General features: G+C 44.7%; 14 protein-coding genes and 2 pseudogenes. 9 read left to right on the top strand and 7 right to left on the bottom strand.

Features of this window, described 5'->3' with window-relative positions; genetic code table 11:
• Positions 1-29: 29 nt before the first annotated feature.
• From spxB to FD04_RS05365, 7 genes and pseudogenes are all read right to left on the bottom strand, one after another.
• Positions 30-1,784, bottom strand: coding sequence for a pyruvate oxidase (gene spxB, locus FD04_RS05405; RefSeq protein WP_056947573.1), 1,755 nt, complete (start codon positions 1,782-1,784; stop codon positions 30-32).
• A 1,374-nt stretch (positions 1,785-3,158) separates the two neighbouring features.
• A pseudogene (locus FD04_RS12315) lies at positions 3,159-4,101 on the bottom strand (IS30 family transposase); the annotation flags it as partial.
• Between the two features lie 300 nt (positions 4,102-4,401).
• On the bottom strand, positions 4,402-4,722 hold the full coding sequence (locus FD04_RS05385; protein ID WP_156660405.1) for a hypothetical protein: 321 nt from the start codon (positions 4,720-4,722) through the stop codon (positions 4,402-4,404).
• 416 nt (positions 4,723-5,138) lie between these two features.
• Positions 5,139-5,825, bottom strand: coding sequence for a respiratory nitrate reductase subunit gamma (gene narI / locus FD04_RS05380; RefSeq protein ID WP_054699719.1), 687 nt, complete (start codon positions 5,823-5,825; stop codon positions 5,139-5,141).
• Entirely contained in the window at positions 5,822-6,394 is a 573-nt protein-coding gene (gene narJ, locus FD04_RS05375; RefSeq protein ID WP_054700086.1) for a nitrate reductase molybdenum cofactor assembly chaperone, read from the bottom strand. Before narJ ends, narI begins: the two co-directional genes overlap by 4 nt.
• Positions 6,387-7,946, bottom strand: coding sequence for a nitrate reductase subunit beta (gene narH / locus FD04_RS05370; RefSeq protein WP_056947567.1), 1,560 nt, complete (start codon positions 7,944-7,946; stop codon positions 6,387-6,389). The genes narJ and narH overlap by 8 nt, the downstream gene beginning before the upstream one ends.
• Positions 7,936-11,610, bottom strand: coding sequence for a nitrate reductase subunit alpha (locus FD04_RS05365; RefSeq protein ID WP_056947565.1), 3,675 nt, complete (start codon positions 11,608-11,610; stop codon positions 7,936-7,938). The genes narH and FD04_RS05365 overlap by 11 nt, the downstream gene beginning before the upstream one ends.
• Positions 11,611-11,990: 380 nt before the next feature.
• Between FD04_RS05365 and FD04_RS05360 the strand changes: the two genes are divergently transcribed.
• The 9 genes and pseudogenes from FD04_RS05360 (at position 11,991) to FD04_RS05325 (ending at position 18,093) form a co-directional block, all read left to right on the top strand.
• A complete protein-coding gene (locus FD04_RS05360; protein WP_054699715.1) occupies positions 11,991-13,022 on the top strand; it encodes a HesA/MoeB/ThiF family protein in 1,032 nt (343 codons plus the stop codon).
• A 2-nt stretch (positions 13,023-13,024) separates the two neighbouring features.
• Positions 13,025-13,492, top strand: a complete 468-nt coding sequence (locus tag FD04_RS05355) for a MogA/MoaB family molybdenum cofactor biosynthesis protein (RefSeq protein ID WP_054699713.1) — start codon at positions 13,025-13,027, stop codon at positions 13,490-13,492.
• Positions 13,493-13,509: 17 nt separating this feature from the next.
• Complete coding sequence (locus FD04_RS05350) at positions 13,510-14,730, top strand: molybdopterin molybdotransferase MoeA (protein WP_056947563.1); 1,221 nt, start codon at positions 13,510-13,512, stop codon at positions 14,728-14,730.
• Positions 14,709-15,056: pseudogene (gene mobB, locus FD04_RS12790) on the top strand (molybdopterin-guanine dinucleotide biosynthesis protein B); the annotation flags it as partial. The gene FD04_RS05350 and the pseudogene mobB, both read left to right, overlap by 22 nt.
• Before the next feature lie 135 nt (positions 15,057-15,191).
• Positions 15,192-15,671, top strand: a complete 480-nt coding sequence (gene moaC / locus FD04_RS12785) for a cyclic pyranopterin monophosphate synthase MoaC (RefSeq protein ID WP_056948196.1) — start codon at positions 15,192-15,194, stop codon at positions 15,669-15,671.
• Positions 15,672-15,692: 21 nt separating this feature from the next.
• Entirely contained in the window at positions 15,693-16,262 is a 570-nt protein-coding gene (locus FD04_RS05340; RefSeq protein WP_056947561.1) for a molybdenum cofactor guanylyltransferase, read from the top strand.
• The gene (locus tag FD04_RS05335) at positions 16,252-16,509 is read left to right on the top strand and encodes a hypothetical protein (protein ID WP_054699701.1); all 258 of its coding nucleotides are present in this window, start codon (positions 16,252-16,254) and stop codon (positions 16,507-16,509) included. Before FD04_RS05340 ends, FD04_RS05335 begins: the two co-directional genes overlap by 11 nt.
• 94 nt (positions 16,510-16,603) lie before the next feature.
• Positions 16,604-17,038, top strand: coding sequence for a GAF domain-containing protein (locus FD04_RS05330; protein WP_054699699.1), 435 nt, complete (start codon positions 16,604-16,606; stop codon positions 17,036-17,038).
• A 26-nt stretch (positions 17,039-17,064) separates the two neighbouring features.
• Positions 17,065-18,093, top strand: coding sequence for a sensor histidine kinase (locus tag FD04_RS05325; protein WP_056947559.1), 1,029 nt, complete (start codon positions 17,065-17,067; stop codon positions 18,091-18,093).
• Positions 18,094-18,100 lie beyond the last annotated feature (7 nt).

Genomic DNA, 18,100 nt, shown 5'->3' with positions numbered 1-18,100 from the left:
AAAAATACTTCAAATTATTATAACGAATTTTACGACACACCATACTGCTTCAAATACTGGCTCAACGGTGCCAAGTTATCTGCGTAGTATCGTTTCTTGAAGGCCGCGATAGTTTCGGCGTCAAATTGGTCGGGATCCAGTGCTAGCTTTTCAACTGGAATCGGTCGCTCATTAGACATTCTGACATCGATCAACACTGGTTTGCCAGCCTGAGTTAATTCCAGTGCCCGGTCAAACGCCGGTTTCATCTCTTCTACCGTTGTAACGGTAATACCGGTCATCCCCTGCGCCTCAGCAACTTTGGCAAAATCGGTCTTCGGCAGGCTAATTCCAAACCACTCCTGACCATCATCTTCCTGCTCGTCTTCAATGAAACCGAGGGCTAAGTTCGTAAAGACCACGTTAATGACTGGCAATTTATAGGTGACTTGCGTACTGAGATCCTGCATCACCATAGCTGCCGCCCCATCACCAGTGAGGTTAAAGACCTGTCGTCCCGGGAAACTTAATTGCCCAGCAATCGAACCTGGTAACCCAACACCCATGGTGGCAAATAACCCTGATGTGATCCATGGCTGCTTACCGTTCACTTTTAACAGTCGAACGGCATTTTGCGTCACATCACCCACATCAATTGAGAAAATCGCATCTTCAGCCGCAATCCGATTGATTTCCTTAAAAGCTGGTTCAAATCGTAACTGGCCCTCGGTTCGATTCATCATATCGTCATTATACTGGTGCCAATTGGCAACGTTGGCTACATTGGCTTGATACCATGGCGATGGGGCCGCCGTGTCACCCAACACGATTAATTTCTGTAGAGTTGCCTTGGCATCACCCAAAATGGCAACATCAGTACGGTGCCGCTTTCCTAGCATCGCCGGGTTCGTATCGATTTGGGCGAATTTCACGTCTGGTTTAAACATGATTTCGGCAAACGGATAGTTTGATCCAACAAACAGCATAAAATCTGTTTCCTTCAACGCTTCGTTTGCTGGTTTCGAAGCTACCCGCGCTGCTGACCCCAGCAGCGACTCGAAGTCATATGGAATCACCTCTTTACCTAGCGCCGTCGTCACCACTGGCACTTGGAACTGTTTGGCAAACTGCATAACTTCTTCTGCCGCGCCAACCGTACCTTGACCAACATAAATCAGCGGTTTCTTGGCGTTTTTTAAAAGTGCCAAAATCTGCTGTACTTGTTCATCCGACCCAGCAGCCAAAGTTGGCCGTGCAAAGTTAGCCGCGGCACTATAGTAACCATCCGCTGGGATCGGTTTATTGGCCAAATCATTCGGAATGGTTACAAAAGCTGGACCGTGTTCGGCAAATGCCCGCCGAATAGCTTCGTCAATCACGTGTTGCAGACTTTCAGCAGTTGTCACTGTCCGAGCATAAACTCCCGGATTATCAAACCACGGATCTTCATCGAACTCTTGAAAGAAGTCTTGATTCATCATTGCCTGAGGGTTTTGGCCAACGATAAATAACACGGGTACTTTATCGGCCATCGCATCATAGGCCCCTTGAAATAAATGGGTTGCGCCAGGTCCAGCTGAGCCAAAAGCCACGCCAATATGCCCCGTTAACTTTGTATCAGCGACAGCAGCCAATGCGCCAACTTCTTCGTGGCGGACATGAATGTACTGAATGTTTTCTTGTTCTTTGTGTAACGCATACATTAAATTATTGATGGTTCCACCCGGAATGCCATAAATATGATTAACGTGCCAACTTTCCAACGTCTTCAGTACTGCGACACCTGAGTTAATTGTTTCAGCCATTACTATCTCCTCCAAGTTTTAATTCACTGCTGCAACAACGACGCTTATTGATTAAAGCGTCATTATCATAGTCAGTTCGGGTTGAAATAGCAATTAACTTGACTCAGTGAAGTTACACCTCATTTTCAACTTATGAGGTTATCGATTACATATCCTTTTCTCGGCCACTGCCACTACGCCTAGCGGCCTTTTTCGGTTGCTGTGGGACCGTCTTCAGCCACGCATGAAACGCGTGGCTTCCGCCTCGTTTCTGAGCCCCAACCCCATGGGTCTCAGAAACGTCCAGTCCTTCTAACCGCTCTGCGCTAAGAAGGACTTGTCACTGCAACCGAAAAAAACCGCTAATCTCCGTTCTCGTTACCGTGAAAATGATCGCATGTTACTCAATTAGTGTCGAAACTTCTTTTTTACTTTGATACAGTGCCTATTGAAAAATAGGTGCAATTTTTATTGTTTAGTTTATTTAAAAATGCTTTGTATAAGCTAACTAAGAACCCAGTCTATATCCAAAATGACTTGCATCTATTATTTAATAGGCACTGTGTTAGTTTTCAGTCCTAACCTTATTAGTGTTCGGTTTCTTAACGATTACCCAAAATTTAATTCATGCTTCCTGTCCTTTGCTGTGTGATCATGCACCGTGGTACATACTGCAATGCTTCTAATCAACTAACTCCTGTGGCAATGAGATTTTTTTGTTTGTTGACACGGACCTAACCTCCGATCCTGAGATAGAACCTAACAATATCGGATAATAAAAGCAAATTAGACAGGACAAGAAATTTAAATTTCACAGATTAGTAACGAATTTAGCAAAAAAGCAACCCTCACAAAAAATCATGAAGGTTGTTCGTTTAACATGGAAACTGTCACTCAACTTAAGGTTTAAAGGCATTTATTTTATTGCAATTTGGGAAAAAGATTTAGGGACTAGGAAAATCAAGCGGATCATTATGTGGTCCGACTTTCCAAATGATGCCATCGTGTGTTCCTTTGAACTCTAATACATAATTTCCGTTGTCACTAAACGGTTTATTTAGTTTATACACTATGGTATTCTGACTTTTATATTTTATGGAAAATCGATAACTTAGCGCATGTGGAAAGCCGTTCCAATCATATACCAGGACATACGCATATGCGCTGCCAAGTGGTGTACATACAAAGAAATAAAAAATAAAAACAAGTAGAATACAAATCGAAATTAAAATGTATTTTAGCTTCTTTAACATTAAATTTACCCCCGAATTGTCAAATCAAGTGCGACACATACCCGAATAACCTGACCATGGAGAGCTGCTGTTAACGTAGCTTTAACTGAAACGGTGAAAAAAGCTCAAAAGCTTCACCAGCGCTCAGGTAGTTCAAGGATTTTCATAAACGATGATTAAGAGGATCTTGAATTTGAGCGATGTAGTGTTCATCGTAAGCACGCAGTGATTTACCTTTGGGTATAAACTCTCGAATCAAACTGTTTTGATTCTCGTTACTGCCACGTTCCCAAGGTGTGTAAGAATGGGCGAAGTAGATCTGTGTCCCATCAACTTGGTTCATTAAGGAGAATTCACAACCGTTGTCAAAAGTAATCGAGTGAAACTTCTCAGTACTGTATTCATTGAGAATCGCTTGAAGAATGTCACGACAAGTTTCAGCGTGATAGTCTGGAATCTTAACGATGATTTCAAAGCGACTCAAACGTTCAGTCAAAGTCATACAGCGGGTTCACTAGTGATTAGCTTACCTTTGACTAGGTCGCCTTCCCAGTCACCAAGTGTTAGGCGGTTATCGATGGAATCCGGGCGTTCATCAATGGAAGTTCCCAAGTTTGTCTTGTTCATACGTGCATGGCCTTTGCGAGTGCTTTTAACACGCCGTCGGAGCTTGGCTGGCAAGTCAGTGTTATCTAATTAAGCAGACCCATGTCGATGTACCGATAAACGGTTGGTGTTGAGGGGCATGGCTCGAAACCGGTGAACGAAACTATCGACACTATCAACGCGAACGTGCGTTTTGAGCGCTTTACAGAGCATTGAAAAGAACAACCAGCACCGCTGAAAAGCCCTTTAGAATGAGAGTTAGCACGGTGTTTGAGATAGTTAGCTTGACCAGCAACGGCGTAGTATTGGTAGTAAGACAAATAATCTGAATTAAGCTGACGAACGGTGCCACACCAGAGTTCGCGACTGATGGTACTAGGGCTTCGATGAAGTCGTTTACCAATCTCACGAATAGAATAATGATCTTCATGAAACGCTTGAATAGCACCTCCTTCGGCTTCTGAAAGTTGTTGGTAGGTACAAGTGGTGTGGTATTTACTTGGATCATGAAGAGACTTCTTTCTTTATTCGTCGATGTTTAAAGTGTAGATCTCTATGGCCTATTTGTGTACCTTAAAATATTTTACTAGTTTAAATCCGGGTAAGTTTATTTGCTCAAAATTTTACTGCGAGTGGCTAACTTGATTTTAAAACGCGGTATTCTAATAATGATAATTACCTATACCAATAATAAGAAAGGCGCTCCAAGACTTGAAATCCTTGAAACGTCTACTAATGTACTAAAGCGAATTTGTTAAGTGAATATTGGTATAGTCCAATAGGAACGGCTATCAATAGAATTAAGGCATGTATTCAGCCAATGGTTTAGCAATGATTTTTCCTTTAAAAGTATACGCTTCGTAATCTGTGATATTTGATGCTAAATCGTAGTCCATATAATTGTACTTTCCAATAGAATAAATTTTGGCGCCCTTTTTTGGTAACGACAGTGATTCGTTTGCGCTTTTAAAAGTCGGCTCACAAAAAACTGAGCCAACTACTTGACCGTGCATTAGCAAATTAAATCTAATTGCATTTTTATAGGAAAATGGTAGCCAACGTAGACTGATCCCTAATAAACAAATTAATACAATTATTAGTACTATTTTTAATTTCTTCATTTTCTCACCTATGACTAATCAAATATGCATTTTTATTATTCGATATTTTCGAATTTTAATTGCGGAATGATAAAGTTTACTCGCCGAATTTGCATGACGTAAGGCCTTGTGTAGATAGTTTGTTCCATGAGAAGTATAGTAAACATCATGCTTTGTAACGCTATAAACTGTTGCCGTATGAACCAGTGCCAGTCTCTGGGCCAAAAATTAGTATCGGAGCATTTGACGGTAATAGTCTTTGTAGCTATTTTACTATACCTTTAACGTATTATGTTATTAATTTAATTTGTTTGTTCTGTTAATTAAATTTTTTGTTTAGTTTCGGGTATATTTTAAGAATCGTTTCCATTTATGATTTTCAAAGCAATAAAAAAACAGGCTCATCATCAAGCCTGCTTCAACAAATCATTTACAATTTAATATCTTGGCCGACGCCGATAAACAATAAACCGACGGAAAATATACTGCCAAGGTAAGGTCAGTGCGTGGATCAATCGGGTATAAGGGAAGAACCCGAAGATGGCGAATCCACAAATCACGTGGATTTTATAGATCCAAGGCACGGTAGCCATCAATTGCCACTGTGGGTGGAGGTAGAACAATGACCGGGCCCAAACTGATAACGTTGAGCGGTAATCAAATTCCACAAACCCACTAGAAATAGTTGAGGCTAACCCCAAAATAATCGTGATCAACAACGCCACGTTAACCACCAAGTCACTCCACGAACTGGTCAAGAACACCCGTGGATTACTAAAACGCCGGTAAGTTAGGATGATTATACCAGCCAGCGCCAGCAACCCGGCACCAGTCCCCATCATTAATGACCCAAAAATATGATAGGTTTCGTCAGAAATACCGAAGAACGCCGTCCAGGTTTTAGGAATTAAAATCCCCAAAATGTGACCGAAGAAGGCCAGAATAATCCCGACGTGAAAGACTAGGCTTCCCACCATCAACTTACGTTTCTCAAGCATTTCACTAGAAACGGCGGTGATACCGCCACGGAACCAACCGAAACGGATGATGGTGCCGAAGACGAAGGATAACAACATGGCGTACGGGTAAATCACCCAAAGTAAAATCGAACCAAAGTCACTCATTTGGCTTCCACCTCCACTTCGACACAGCTCTTGAGTTCTTCTCTGATGATTTGAATTAATCTGAAGTATGGATCGTCAATATCAGCCGCTGCGTTTTTCAGCAACTCATAGGTTCCATCCTCGATGACCTGAAAAGCCAACTTAAGGTCTTGCCGCCGTGGATCATTGTCAAAGCTACCGAAAGCTAAAAATTCGAGTAACATTGGCAAAAAGTCAGCGAGTTCGTTGCCGTCGATAGTCACGCCAAACATCTCGTACAGCATCTTAAGCTTGGCCAAAATAGTACCCCGTTCCCGGGAATCAGTCATCTTGTAGTAACTCATATACAGTGTGTAGCGCTTGTTCATTTCAAACAAGTTAGAATAATGTGCTTGTTGCTTCAGCAAGTCATCTTGACGGAGTTCATCAATGACTGCCATCAGCTGTGGTTTTTGCGCGGTTTCCGGATAATGTTTAACAAAGTCATCGTAAGATTCGTCGTTAAACGTCTCTTCGTCTGGATAGTCAACAAACCGGGAAAGATCCACGAAGGCCTCGGAAAGCGCGTGTAATTGATCAAAATTAATCACGCCAAATCCCCCCATAGAAACTTTCTGCGTAAATCTGGTTGGTCGATTCACCAGCTTCGGCCTTCTTGAACATTGAGCCGTGTTGTGGTGCTAATGAACAGCCTTCACATTCATCGTAGCCTAAACCACCCTGTTCACTTTGGACGTCTTCGAAATGTTCCTTGTGACTTCTTGGAATAACGAAACGATCCTCGTACTTGGCGATAGCAAGTAAGCGATACAGACTCGTAGCGGTGCCTTCAGTCAAATCAACGCGGTCTAACTTGCTGGTATCAAAGTCCTTGCCACTAGTTTGTGCGCGCATATACAACCGCATCATAGCTAACTTGTAAAGTGCGTACTTGATTGCGTCCACGTTACCACCAGTCAGTAAGCTGGCCAGGTAGTCAACGGGCACCCGCATTTCATCGATACCTGGGAAAATCATCTCAGGATCCTTAATTGAATCGCGGCCTTCAAAGTAGCTCATGATTGGGCTCAAAGGAGGAATGTACCAAACCATTGGCATCGTCCGGTATTCTGGATGCAATGGGAAGGCAATTTTTTCTTCAACTGCCATGCGGTAGATTGGTGACTTTTGAGCCGCTTCAATCATTTCTTCCGTGATACCATCTGCTAAGGCTTGTTCAACGATTTCTGGGTCGTTAGGATCCAAGAATAAGTCCAATTGGGCTTCGTAGAGCTTGCTTTCGTCTTCGGTTTCAGCAGCAGCTTCAACGCGGTCAGCATCGTATAACATGGCACCAATGTAGCGAATTCGGCCAACACAGGTTTCGGAGCAGACGGTTGGTTCGCCTTCTTCGATTCGTGGATAGCAGAACGTACATTTTTCAGCCTTGTTGGTCTTCCAGTTAAAGTAGACCTTCTTGTAAGGGCAGCCAGTCATACAAAAGCGCCAGCCACGACAACGTTCTTGGTCAACCAAGACGATACCGTCCTCGTCACGCTTATACATGGCGCCTGAAGGGCAAGAAGCAACACAAGGTGCGTTCAAACAGTGCTCACATAGTCGTGGTAAATACATCATGAAAGCTGACTCAAAGTTCGCCTTAATGTCAGTTTCAATCTTGTCCATGTTCGGATCTTGCTTGAAATATTCCGGTGAGCCTGCCAAATCATCGTCCCAGTTAGGACCCGTTTTTAGGTCCATGTTCAAGCCAGTGATTTGTGATTTCGCACGGGCCACTGGTTGGTGCTTACGTTCAGCACCGAACAGTGTTTGATAATCATAGGTCCATGGTTCGTAATAATCATCAAGTTCAGGCATGTCGGGGTTCCAAAAAATCTTACCCAGGGCCACCTTGTTGATCTTGTTACCAGCCTTGAGTTGTAGTTTACCTTTGCTGTTCAATTCCCAGCCACCCTTGTAGTGACTTTCATCTTCCCAGCGTTTAGGGAACCCAACCCCTGGCTTAGTTTCAACGTTATTAAACCACATATATTCAGCACCCGGACGGTTGGTCCAGGTATTTTTACACGTTACGGAACAGGTGTGACACCCAATACACTTATCCAGGTTGAGCACCATTCCGATTTGGGCTTTAATCTTCATTCCAGTTCACCTTCTTTAACTTGCGAACATTGACGTACAAGTCACGTTGGTTCCCGATTGGGCCGTAGTAGTTAAATGCGTAGCTCAATTGTGCATACCCACCGACCATTTGGGTTGGCTTAACGTGAATCTGCGTTGGTGCGTTGTGCGACCCACCACGGTTCCCTGTAATGGTCGACAGTGGTTCTTGAATCTGCATGTCTTGAGCATGGTACATGTACATTGAACCCGCTGGCATCCGGTGTGAAACCACCGCACGACAGGTCACAACCCCATTACGGTTATAAATTTCCAACCAGTCGTTATCTTTAATGCCAATCTTATCGGCATCAACAGGACTGAGCCAGACGTTTGGACCGCCACGGAACAATGTGAGCATTTCCAAGTTATCGTAGTACATGGTGTGGATGTTCCACTTACCATGAGGCGTCATGTAACGCAACGTCAATTCTTGACCATCTTCAGCGGGGGCCACTTCTGTATCCGTTGGGGCCATAACTTGTGGTGGCAACGTTGGCTTATAACTGGCTAAGGATTCACCATACTCTTGGAAAATTTCGTGATCCAAGAAGAACTGTTGACGACCAGTTAAGGTTCTAAATGGCACTAAGCGCTCGATGTTCACCGTAAATGGTGAATAACGATCACCATCATGCTTCGATGAGGTAAAGATTGGCGTTGGAATAGCTTCTGCCGGTTGAGCAGTAATGTTCTTGAACGTCATCTGGTCTTCTGCACGGCCAGCCGGAATATCACTGAGCTTTTGACCGGTAATTTCTTCAGCATTATGCCAAGCTTTGACAGCCACGTGACCGTTTGAAGTACTTGATAGATGCAAAATTGCTTCACAAACGTTCTTATCTTCATCCAATTTAGGGCAGCCTTCATTAGCACCACGGTCGAACGTCCCCAGCATGTCTTTGAGTTCATCATACTCCGGCGAAACATCATAGGCGTAACCTTCACCGCCGACCTTGCCTCGAGCGTTTGGCCCTAAAGCAACGTATTTGTCGTAAACAGCAGTGTAATCACGTTTGATCAAGGCTAATGATGGCATAGTCTTACCAGGAATTGGTTCGATTTCACCCTTCTTCCAGTCTTTGATGACACCCATTGGCTGCGTGATTTCACCCTTGGAATCGTGGCCTAGTGGTTGGGTCTTCAAATCGTACTGTGGTTCAGCGTAGTACTTCTTGGCCATGCCTGAGAAAGTCTTCGCTAAAGTCTTGAACTGTTGCCAGTCACTCTTTGATTCCCACATTGGACTGATTGCTGCATTAAATGGGTGAATGAATGGGTGCATATCAGTAGAAGACAAATCTTCTTTTTCGTACCAGGTTGCGGCGGGCAAAATCACGTCAGAGTACATTGGCGTTGCAACCATCCGGAAGTCCATGTCAATAACCAGATCCAGCTTACCGGTAATCGTATCATCGTTCCAAACCATTTCTTCAGGTTTGTTGCGTTCGTTAGTTTTAGCCAATAAACCGTTTTCAGTTCCGAGCAAATGCTTCATGAAGTACTCTTGACCCTTACCAGAACTGGTAAACAGGTTTGAACGCCAGATGAACAGACTCTTCGGTGAGTTTTGCTTAGCGTCAGGGTTTTCAGCGGCAAAGTGTAAACTACCAGCCTTCAACTCTTCAACCACTTTTTGACTAATTTCAGCAATATCGGTGGTACCATATTGCTCACTAAACGACAAGTTGCTACGGTCGAATTGTGGGTATGAGGGTAACCAACCGAGCCGAATGGCTAATTCGTTGTAATCGGCAGTGTGGTCGTAACTGTGAGACGATTTGGCAACTAGTGATTTGAGTGCCTTGTTATCTAGCTCGTCATACTTCCATTGGTCAGAAGCAAAGTAGAAGAATGAAGTCCCGTTTTGTTGACGTGCACCACCCTTTTGCCAGTCATTGGCAAAGGCAATGGTCGCCCAACCTTCTTGAGGACGTAGCTTTTCTTGACCAACGTAGTGAGCCCAGCCACCACCTTGCACGCCTTCACAGCCACAAAGAATCAAGTTATTAATAATGGCACGATACGTCATATCTGAATTGAACCAGTGGTTGATCCCGGCACCCATGATGACCATGGTCTTACCACCAGTATCTAGCGCGTTTTGAGCAAATTCGCGGGCAATTTGAACCACGAGACTTTGTTTAACGCCGGTGACCTTTTCTTGCCAGGCCGGTGTGTAGAAGCTGTCGGCATCGTCATAGCCCTTAGCCGCTAAGTCATCGTTGGCATCGCGTTTGATACCGTATTGGCTCATCATGAGGTCAAATACAGTGGTTACGAAGTGTTCGCTACCATCAGCAAACGTTAGCTTTTTAGCATTAATATGGCGCTTTAAGACGCCGTTACCAGCGTTATCAAAGGTCGGAAAATCAACCGTCACTTGTTGGTCTGCTTTAATGGATAGTTCTGGATCAATTGCATTACCATCTGCATCCTTCAAGGTTAAGTTCCATTGTTTACCAGCCTCCCAACGTTGGCCCATGGTCCCATTTGGTACCACGATTTTTTGTTGGTTAGCATCAAAGACAACTGGCTTCCACTCAGCATTTTCGATGGCTTCATTGGTTAAATCTGAAATCCGAACAAATCTGTCTGACGTGTAATCTTCATCATTAGCAGCACTTGGCTGTAACGTGATCAAGAATGGTAAATCGGTGTATTGCTTGACGTAGTTTCGGAATTCCGGCACGTCTTTTTCTTGGTAATACTCATTTAAGATCACATGTGTCATACCTTGAGCCAAAGCAGCGTCAGTCCCTGGGTTTGGTGCTAACCAGTTATCAGCAAACTTAACGTTTTCAGCGTAATCAGGACTGACGGCCACGATTTTAGCACCGTGGTAACGTGATTCAGTCATAAAGTGAGCATCTGGGGTCCGAGTTAACGGCACGTTTGACCCCCACATCATGATGTACTGGCTGTTATACCAGTCGGCTGATTCAGGCACATCCGTTTGTTCGCCCCAGATTTGAGGAGATGCAGGTGGTAAATCAGCATACCAGTCATAGAAGCTCAGCATTTCACCACCAAGTAACGAAATGAACCGGGCGCCGGAAGCATAACTCATCATGGACATGGCTGGAATTGGCGTGAAGCCGGCAATCCGATCTGGTCCATAGGCCTTAATGGTGTACAACAACTGCGCTGAAATGAGTTCCAACGCCTCTGGTCGGTGAACCCGAACCATGCCACCATGGCCACGCGCAGCTTTGTAAGTTGCGTTTTTTTCTGGATCCTCAACAATACTGCCCCAAGCATCAATTGGGTTGTCATATTGCTTTTTAGCATCCGTCCAAAGTTGCCATAGCTTGCCACGAATATAAGGATATTTAATCCGAACTGGGCTGTATTCGTACCACGAAAAACTAGCCCCTCTAGGACACCCACGTGGTTCGTAACCAGGCATGTTGGCGCCACACTCAGGATAATCCGTTGCTTGATGTTCCCAAGTGATCACCCCTTGTTTGACATAAACATTCCAGCTACAAGACCCCGTACAGTTAACACCGTGAGTTGTCCGAACAACTTTATCATGTGCCCAGCGTTGACGGTAGAGCTTCTCCCAGCGACGATTGTGTTCTTCTAGCTGAGTGAAGGTCCCATTGAATTTTTCAACGCGGTTAAAAAAGCGGGATTTTTTCACTTTTCTGCGACCTCCTCTGTGTTCGAAATCAATGGTGCATTACTTTCCGAGAACTGGTAAATCTAAAAGTAAGCCATTTCCCTAATATCAAGATTAGCATGTGACTTGGTATACTTCGACTAGGGAAAGTCCTATATTTCAGAGTGCAGAACCAAGCGGTTAGAGACTGAAATATAGTGAGCTTTGCCCGTGGTTCCGCGAACTTTGTGGGACTGCGGGCAAAGCTCACTATATGCAAGTCTCTGCTTGGTGGCGCACGTTTAGTCAAGCCACCAGCGAAACACTTCACAAAGAATCCGGTGACTAACAACCATCCGACACTTCCCCCAAAAATTTAAAAACACAATACTATTGAAATAAACCCAGAAAGGAGCCCCAACATGAACCGTTACGATCGACAAGAACGCGTCAAAGTCATTGGAAAGCTTGGTCAGCAAAACATCAGCAACGCCACTGTCTTGATTGCTGGCGTTGGCGCGTTGGGCAGTTACACCGCCAGCCAACTGGTTCGCGCAGGTGTCCACCATTTGATATTAGTTGACCCCGACGTTGTTTCAACCACTAACTTGCAACGCCAAGCGCTCTTTACAGAAGCTGATGTGGCAAATGGACAGTTTAAGGTGGAAGCCGCCAAGCAACACTTGCTGGCAATCGATCACACCGTCACAATTGACATCTACCCTGAACCATTAAGTGGCGAGCACCTGTCTAACCTAGACTTTGACTTAGTCCTCGACTGTTTGGATAATTTTCGAACCCGTGATTTACTTAATAAAGCAGCCCTCAATAATCGGTTCGATTTCATTTTTGCCAGCTGTGCGGGTACCTTTGGCAGCGTCATGGCCGTTTCGCCAAACCAGCATGCTTGTTTAAACTGCCTTTACCCCAATCTCGAAGCGCTCAAGCAAACTGATTGTGACTTGATTGGCGTCAATACAGCACTCATTCCGATTATTTCCGGACTACAAGTATCATTGGCGCTTCACTACTTTGTTGATCGTTCAAGCGTCAATTTTAACCAACTGGTAACAATCGATAACTGGCAACTAACACAGCAATCCTTTAAAGTGACCAAAAATACTAATTGTCCTGTCTGCCAGCACCATGATTGGTCGTTAGATGCTGATGACACTACGGATCAGTTGACAACGCTTTGTGGCACCCAAACCTATAGCGTCCAGATGAGCAATACACCAACGCTCAATCAATTAGCCAACTGGTTAAATGACCGCAAGCTTGCCAACCGTCAGTTCAAAAGTTTCACCACGTTCAACTGGCAAGACTACACCGTCAGTTTATTTAAAAACGGCAAACTACTGTTATATGGAGTACCAACTTTAGATGAAGCGCAACCCATTTATGCCAGTCTGAAACAGGCTCTGGCATCAACCATTAATCAGGAGGCGATTTGAACATGACAACTGCCATGATTTTAACCGTTAGCGATACCCGTGATTTGAACGCTGATAAATCGGGACTGTACTTAGAAACGGCGCTCAAATCACAAGGTGTCAATGTCTTGGACCGCCAAGTAGTGATCGATGATGCAGTTGACATTCAAACCCAATTTCTACTGTTTGAACAACAATCACCAGACATGATTTTAACTAACGGTGGGACTGGCATTGCAATACGTGACGTCACCATCCCCGCCTTGACACCACTGATACCAACTCAAATTGATGGTTTTGGTGAAGCTTTTCGTGAACTATCCTTTAAAGAGGTTGGCACTCGTGCGTTAGCTTCCCGCGCCATTGCCGGTTTTAACACACGTCAACAGCTATGCTACTGTCTGCCGGGTTCCACCAACGCTTGCCAAACTGCGATGACGGCACTCATTTTACCGGAATACGAACACCTTCTCTTTGAACGACGTAAATAAATAATAGGAGACCAACAATGTTAACTAGACGATACCCAATTTCAATTGACGAAGCACAAGCAAAACTAAACGCATTAAGTGTGACCACTGATACAGAGACGATTTCAGTCGATGAGGCGAACCACCGTGTCTTGGCGCAAGCCGTAGTGGCCCCATATGCCTACCCACATTTTCGCCGCTCTGGTTACGATGGTTATGCCATTCGAGCCGAAGATGACCAGAATTATCCTAAAGTTTTCAAGGTGGTCGGCAATATTCCAGCCGGTGCAACCTTTGACGGTCCACTGGGTGAAAATGAAACAGCCCGCATTATGACGGGAGCATTTGTGCCTGAAAACGCTGGTAAGGTAATCATGCTGGAGCAAACTCGCGAAATAGAAGATGATCCCGATCACGTCAAAATGTTAGTAACCGAAAAACACTCGAATATCACTGAAGTGGGGACTGAATTTGCTGAAGGTGCCCAGTTAATTGCCAAGGATACTGAACTTAATCCGGGCGGGTTGGCAATTCTAGCGGCCTTTGGCATTCAAAATGTCACGGTCTACAAACGGCCAAGCGTTGCAATTATCACTACTGGTACCGAATTAATGCAGCCAGATGAACCACTCCAAGCTGGCAAAATCTACAATAGTAACGGCCCAATGATCAAGCAGTTGGTCACAGAAGCTGGTGGTGAAGTTACGAGTTACGAACAACTGATTGATGATACGGACTTGTTGAAGGCCGCACTGAAAAAAGCAATCGCTGAAAACGACATGGTCATCACTGACGGCGCCGTTTCAGTTGGCGACTTTGACTTTGTTGCCGACGCTGCTCGGAACGCTGATAACTTGTTATTCAACAAACTAAAAATGCGACCAGGTAGTGTGACGACAGCCTTTGTTCAGGACAACACCATTGTGATGGCCCTTTCCGGTAACCCGGGCGCTTGCTTTACTGGTTTTTATCTGTACGTCGAACCCCTCCTGCGTCGGTTCACAAACCAAGCCTCGCGAGTTCGCAAAACAACGGCTACTCTGGCTGCGGCGTATCACAAAACGAACGGTTATGACCGGGTCTTACGGAGCACAGTTGAGTTCGCCGCTACCGGCTTGAAGGTCTATCCTAATGGTTCTGACCAATCTGGGGCCCTCGGCAACCTGCAAACGACGACTTGTTTAGTTAAAATTCCTCACAGTACTGAACCAATTGCGTTGAACGCCGAGGTGACGACATGGTTACTCCCCTTCAAATAATTGGTTATAAAAAAAGTGGTAAAACGGCTGTTACTGAAGCGTTAATTAAAGCGCTCAGTCCAACTTACCGCGTCAATGCGATTAAGCACGACGCGCACCAAGCTGCCATGGACGTCCAAGGTACTGATTCCGACCGTTTTGCCAGAGCCGGTGCTCACAGTGTGGTCTTACAGTCTGACCAAGGCTTGTTTTATCACCAAACTGATGGTGCACCAACGAGTGCTGATGCCATCGCTGACTGGCTACCTGATCAATCGGATATTTTACTGATTGAAGGCTTTAAACCAGACCCTTACCCCAAAATTGTGATGTTACGCAGTCAAGATCAGGCGTCAGATTTTCAAAATTTTGCCAATGTAAAGGTCTTTGCTAGTCTGTCTGAGCACCCGGACGCGTCATTAAATGGTTTACCAGCCATTATCGACTGGGTCAAAAACTACATTCATCAAGGAGTTGATCACGTGTCAGATGAACTGACTCATTTTAACGACCAAAACCGTGCCAAAATGGTCGACGTAACGGATAAAGCGGTTACCCACCGTGTGGCACTGGCAACTGGTCAAATTACGATGCACCCAGACACCCTTAACCGGATTCACGAAGGTCAAATCAAAAAAGGTGATGTGTTAGCGGTAGCTCAAGTTGCTGGCATCATGGCCGCCAAACAAACCAGCAGTCTCATTCCAATGTGTCACCTCATTCCGCTAACTGGCGTCGACATTCACTTTACTGATAACGATACCGATACGATCACTGTGACGGCAAAAGTTAAAACGAAACACGTGACTGGCGTCGAAATTGAAGCGCTACTAGCAGTTCAAACAACGTTACTCACGATTTATGATATGTGTAAGGCCATTGATCGCGGCATGTTGATCAACCAAGTTCACTTGGTCGAAAAAGACGGCGGTAAAAGTGGTCACTTTGTTTACCAAGACTAGGTTTGATGGGAGGCGTTAAACATGATTGGAGTTGTATTAGCTGGTGGTGGCTCACGCCGATTTGGTCAAGATAAGGCACTTTATCAGTTCCCAAATCAATCGGTCAATAACGCACAACTGGCCGTCGACAAGCTCACGATTTTATGTGATGAGGTTCTAGTAAGTGCCAGTAGCCGTAACGTTGATGCCCTCACTGAACAATTTGTTCATTCTGCCAATATTAACGTGATTGTTGACCAACCACCCTTTGTCCAGAATGGTCCACTGAGCGGCCTTTATGCCGTAGCCTGCCGATTTGACCAACCTCAGGATTTTTTGACATTAGCCGTTGATTATCCGTTGGTTTCCGTGGACGTGTTATCCACCTTAGCTAATCACGCAAACTGTTATGCTCGCACGCCCGTTGCAGATCACTATACGCTGGCGCATATGACGCTCGACCACGCGCAACTTCGTGACTTTTTATTACTCGATGATTACCGGTTAAGTTACTTTATCACTGAAGTTCAACGCTGCAACCCCATTGCTTTTGCTAACGCCGAATTATTCATTAACTACAATACCCCGGAGGTAACACGTCATGCTGACTAAAACACAAATGACTGATCCTGATTTTCAAAAATTATTACAGGTTGCACTAACCGACCTTACAATTCGTCGCACACTCGTTGAAAACACGATTGCTGAGGTCAATCAAGAGATGCGTTCACTGGAAAAAGATGATAGACTGGATAAGCTTGACTTACAAATCCAAGCCATTGCGGCTGACTACGATCATTACAGTCAGTATGTTGACCCGAATTTTAAGCTTGATATCGATCAGGAATATTCAGAATAGACACATTATTCCAATTTTATGTTATTTTTGAGAATTTCTTAGGTCTAAGCGCTTTCAATTACTTATAAAAATGTTATGATAGGAGGGAATAAACTTGAGTCTGGAAAAATTCGATGCACACAACGACTATCAAAGCTTGGTGAATCACGTTTACCAATGCACGGACTTCGACTTCGTTGGTGTTGCACTACCCGCTGCGGGTCAGTCCACCATTAAGTGGTACTTCGTTGCTGGTAACCAGAACGAGCAATTTCGAAAAATCGTACTACGAAGTGGTATTGGCATTGCCGGTCTGGTTGTTAAAACTGGTAAACCTTTTTGGCAGAATAACTTACAACGGTTTGAGTATAGTAACCAACTCTATACACCAATCGCTCAAGTTGAAGCCCTGCAAAGTGCTGCCGCGATCCCCATCTACACAAGTGCCATCCGTATTGTTGATGGCGTATTGTTAGCCGGCTATCGCAGTGATCAGCAAGTCTCACAAGAATCAACCAGCCGTCTTGCCAACTACCTCACCACTTTTTAAAGTGCGGCGTTGGGAGGTCGGCTTTTTTGCTGGAAACTTTGAATTGGATCGAACGTTATTTTGATGAAGTAACGGACGCTGTCTTTATCTTTAAAGAAGAAAACCTATTGGTGAGCAATCAGTTGGCCAAGGACCTGCAAGCTGAGCTGAAGATTGATCCAAACTATTTGGCTCAGGTTGCGGATGCATCAGTAAAACAAAAACTGTCACCAACTGACGATTGTTTCAAATGCTCAATTCGCAACTTGATGAAAGAAATTTCCATTCCAATCACACTTGCTAATGACAAACTTCACCCGCTTGAGTACTTTTTGATTTACCACGTCATCGATGCCGACAATCACGTTTTTTCGTTAACACTTAAGAGCCGTGGCATCATCGAGCGCATGGATCAGGTTGCTGAACAACGCCAACTTAACCAGTACGTCAACCGGGCCCATGAAGAGGAACGTAAAAAAATCTCCGCTGACTTACATGATAGTATCGCGCAAGGCGTCTACTCCGCGATTATGGGCGTCCGGCGCTTAAATGAAGAAGAACTTTCCGAAGCCAACGTTGCCAAACTGACCTCGATTATTGAACGTCAGTTAAACGATACGCTAACTGAAGTCAAGGGCATGGCATTGGATATTCGCCCTTCCGTTTTGGATAACTTCGGGTTGTTACCTGCCCTTCGTGTTTTGGGCCAGCGAACAGAAGAAAACTCCGGCGTCACTGTCGATGTGGTTGGCAACGCAGACACCGATCAACTGAGCACTAACGTCCAAAGCGTGTTATATCGCATTGCCCAAGAATCCATTCATAACGCATTGAAGCACGCACGAGCGAGTGAAATTAGCTTGTTATTAGTCGCTCACAATCACTTTATTAATTTAGAAGTTATCGACAACGGGGTTGGCTTCGATGTACCAAAACACCGTCAGTTCAATGGTCGTTCACTGGGGCTAATGAATATGAACGAACGGGTAAAGGCGCTCAATGGATCATTTGAAATCACATCTGAACCAGGAAACGGTACTACGGTGACCGCCAAGTTTCCAGTGGCGACTGCTTAAGGGGGAC

It is taken from the genome of Secundilactobacillus odoratitofui DSM 19909 = JCM 15043, from assembly GCF_001434895.1.
Taxonomy (GTDB): Bacteria; Bacillota; Bacilli; order Lactobacillales; family Lactobacillaceae; genus Secundilactobacillus; species Secundilactobacillus odoratitofui.
This window is presented reverse-complemented; position numbering and strand designations above follow the sequence as displayed.

Bases quoted from the DNA above. Each gene is read 5' to 3' on its own strand.
- spxB (WP_056947573.1), bottom strand. From the start codon at position 1,784: ATGGCTGAAACAATTAACTCAGGTGTCGCAGTACTGAAGACGTTGGAA.
- FD04_RS05385 (WP_156660405.1), bottom strand. From the start codon at position 4,722: ATGAAGAAATTAAAAATAGTACTAATAATTGTATTAATTTGTTTATTA.
- narI (WP_054699719.1), bottom strand. From the start codon at position 5,825: ATGAGTGACTTTGGTTCGATTTTACTTTGGGTGATTTACCCGTACGCC.
- narH (WP_056947567.1), bottom strand. From the start codon at position 7,946: ATGAAGATTAAAGCCCAAATCGGAATGGTGCTCAACCTGGATAAGTGT.
- FD04_RS05360 (WP_054699715.1), top strand. From the start codon at position 11,991: ATGAACCGTTACGATCGACAAGAACGCGTCAAAGTCATTGGAAAGCTT.
- FD04_RS05355 (WP_054699713.1), top strand. From the start codon at position 13,025: ATGACAACTGCCATGATTTTAACCGTTAGCGATACCCGTGATTTGAAC.
- FD04_RS05350 (WP_056947563.1), top strand. From the start codon at position 13,510: ATGTTAACTAGACGATACCCAATTTCAATTGACGAAGCACAAGCAAAA.
- FD04_RS05340 (WP_056947561.1), top strand. From the start codon at position 15,693: ATGATTGGAGTTGTATTAGCTGGTGGTGGCTCACGCCGATTTGGTCAA.
- FD04_RS05335 (WP_054699701.1), top strand. From the start codon at position 16,252: ATGCTGACTAAAACACAAATGACTGATCCTGATTTTCAAAAATTATTA.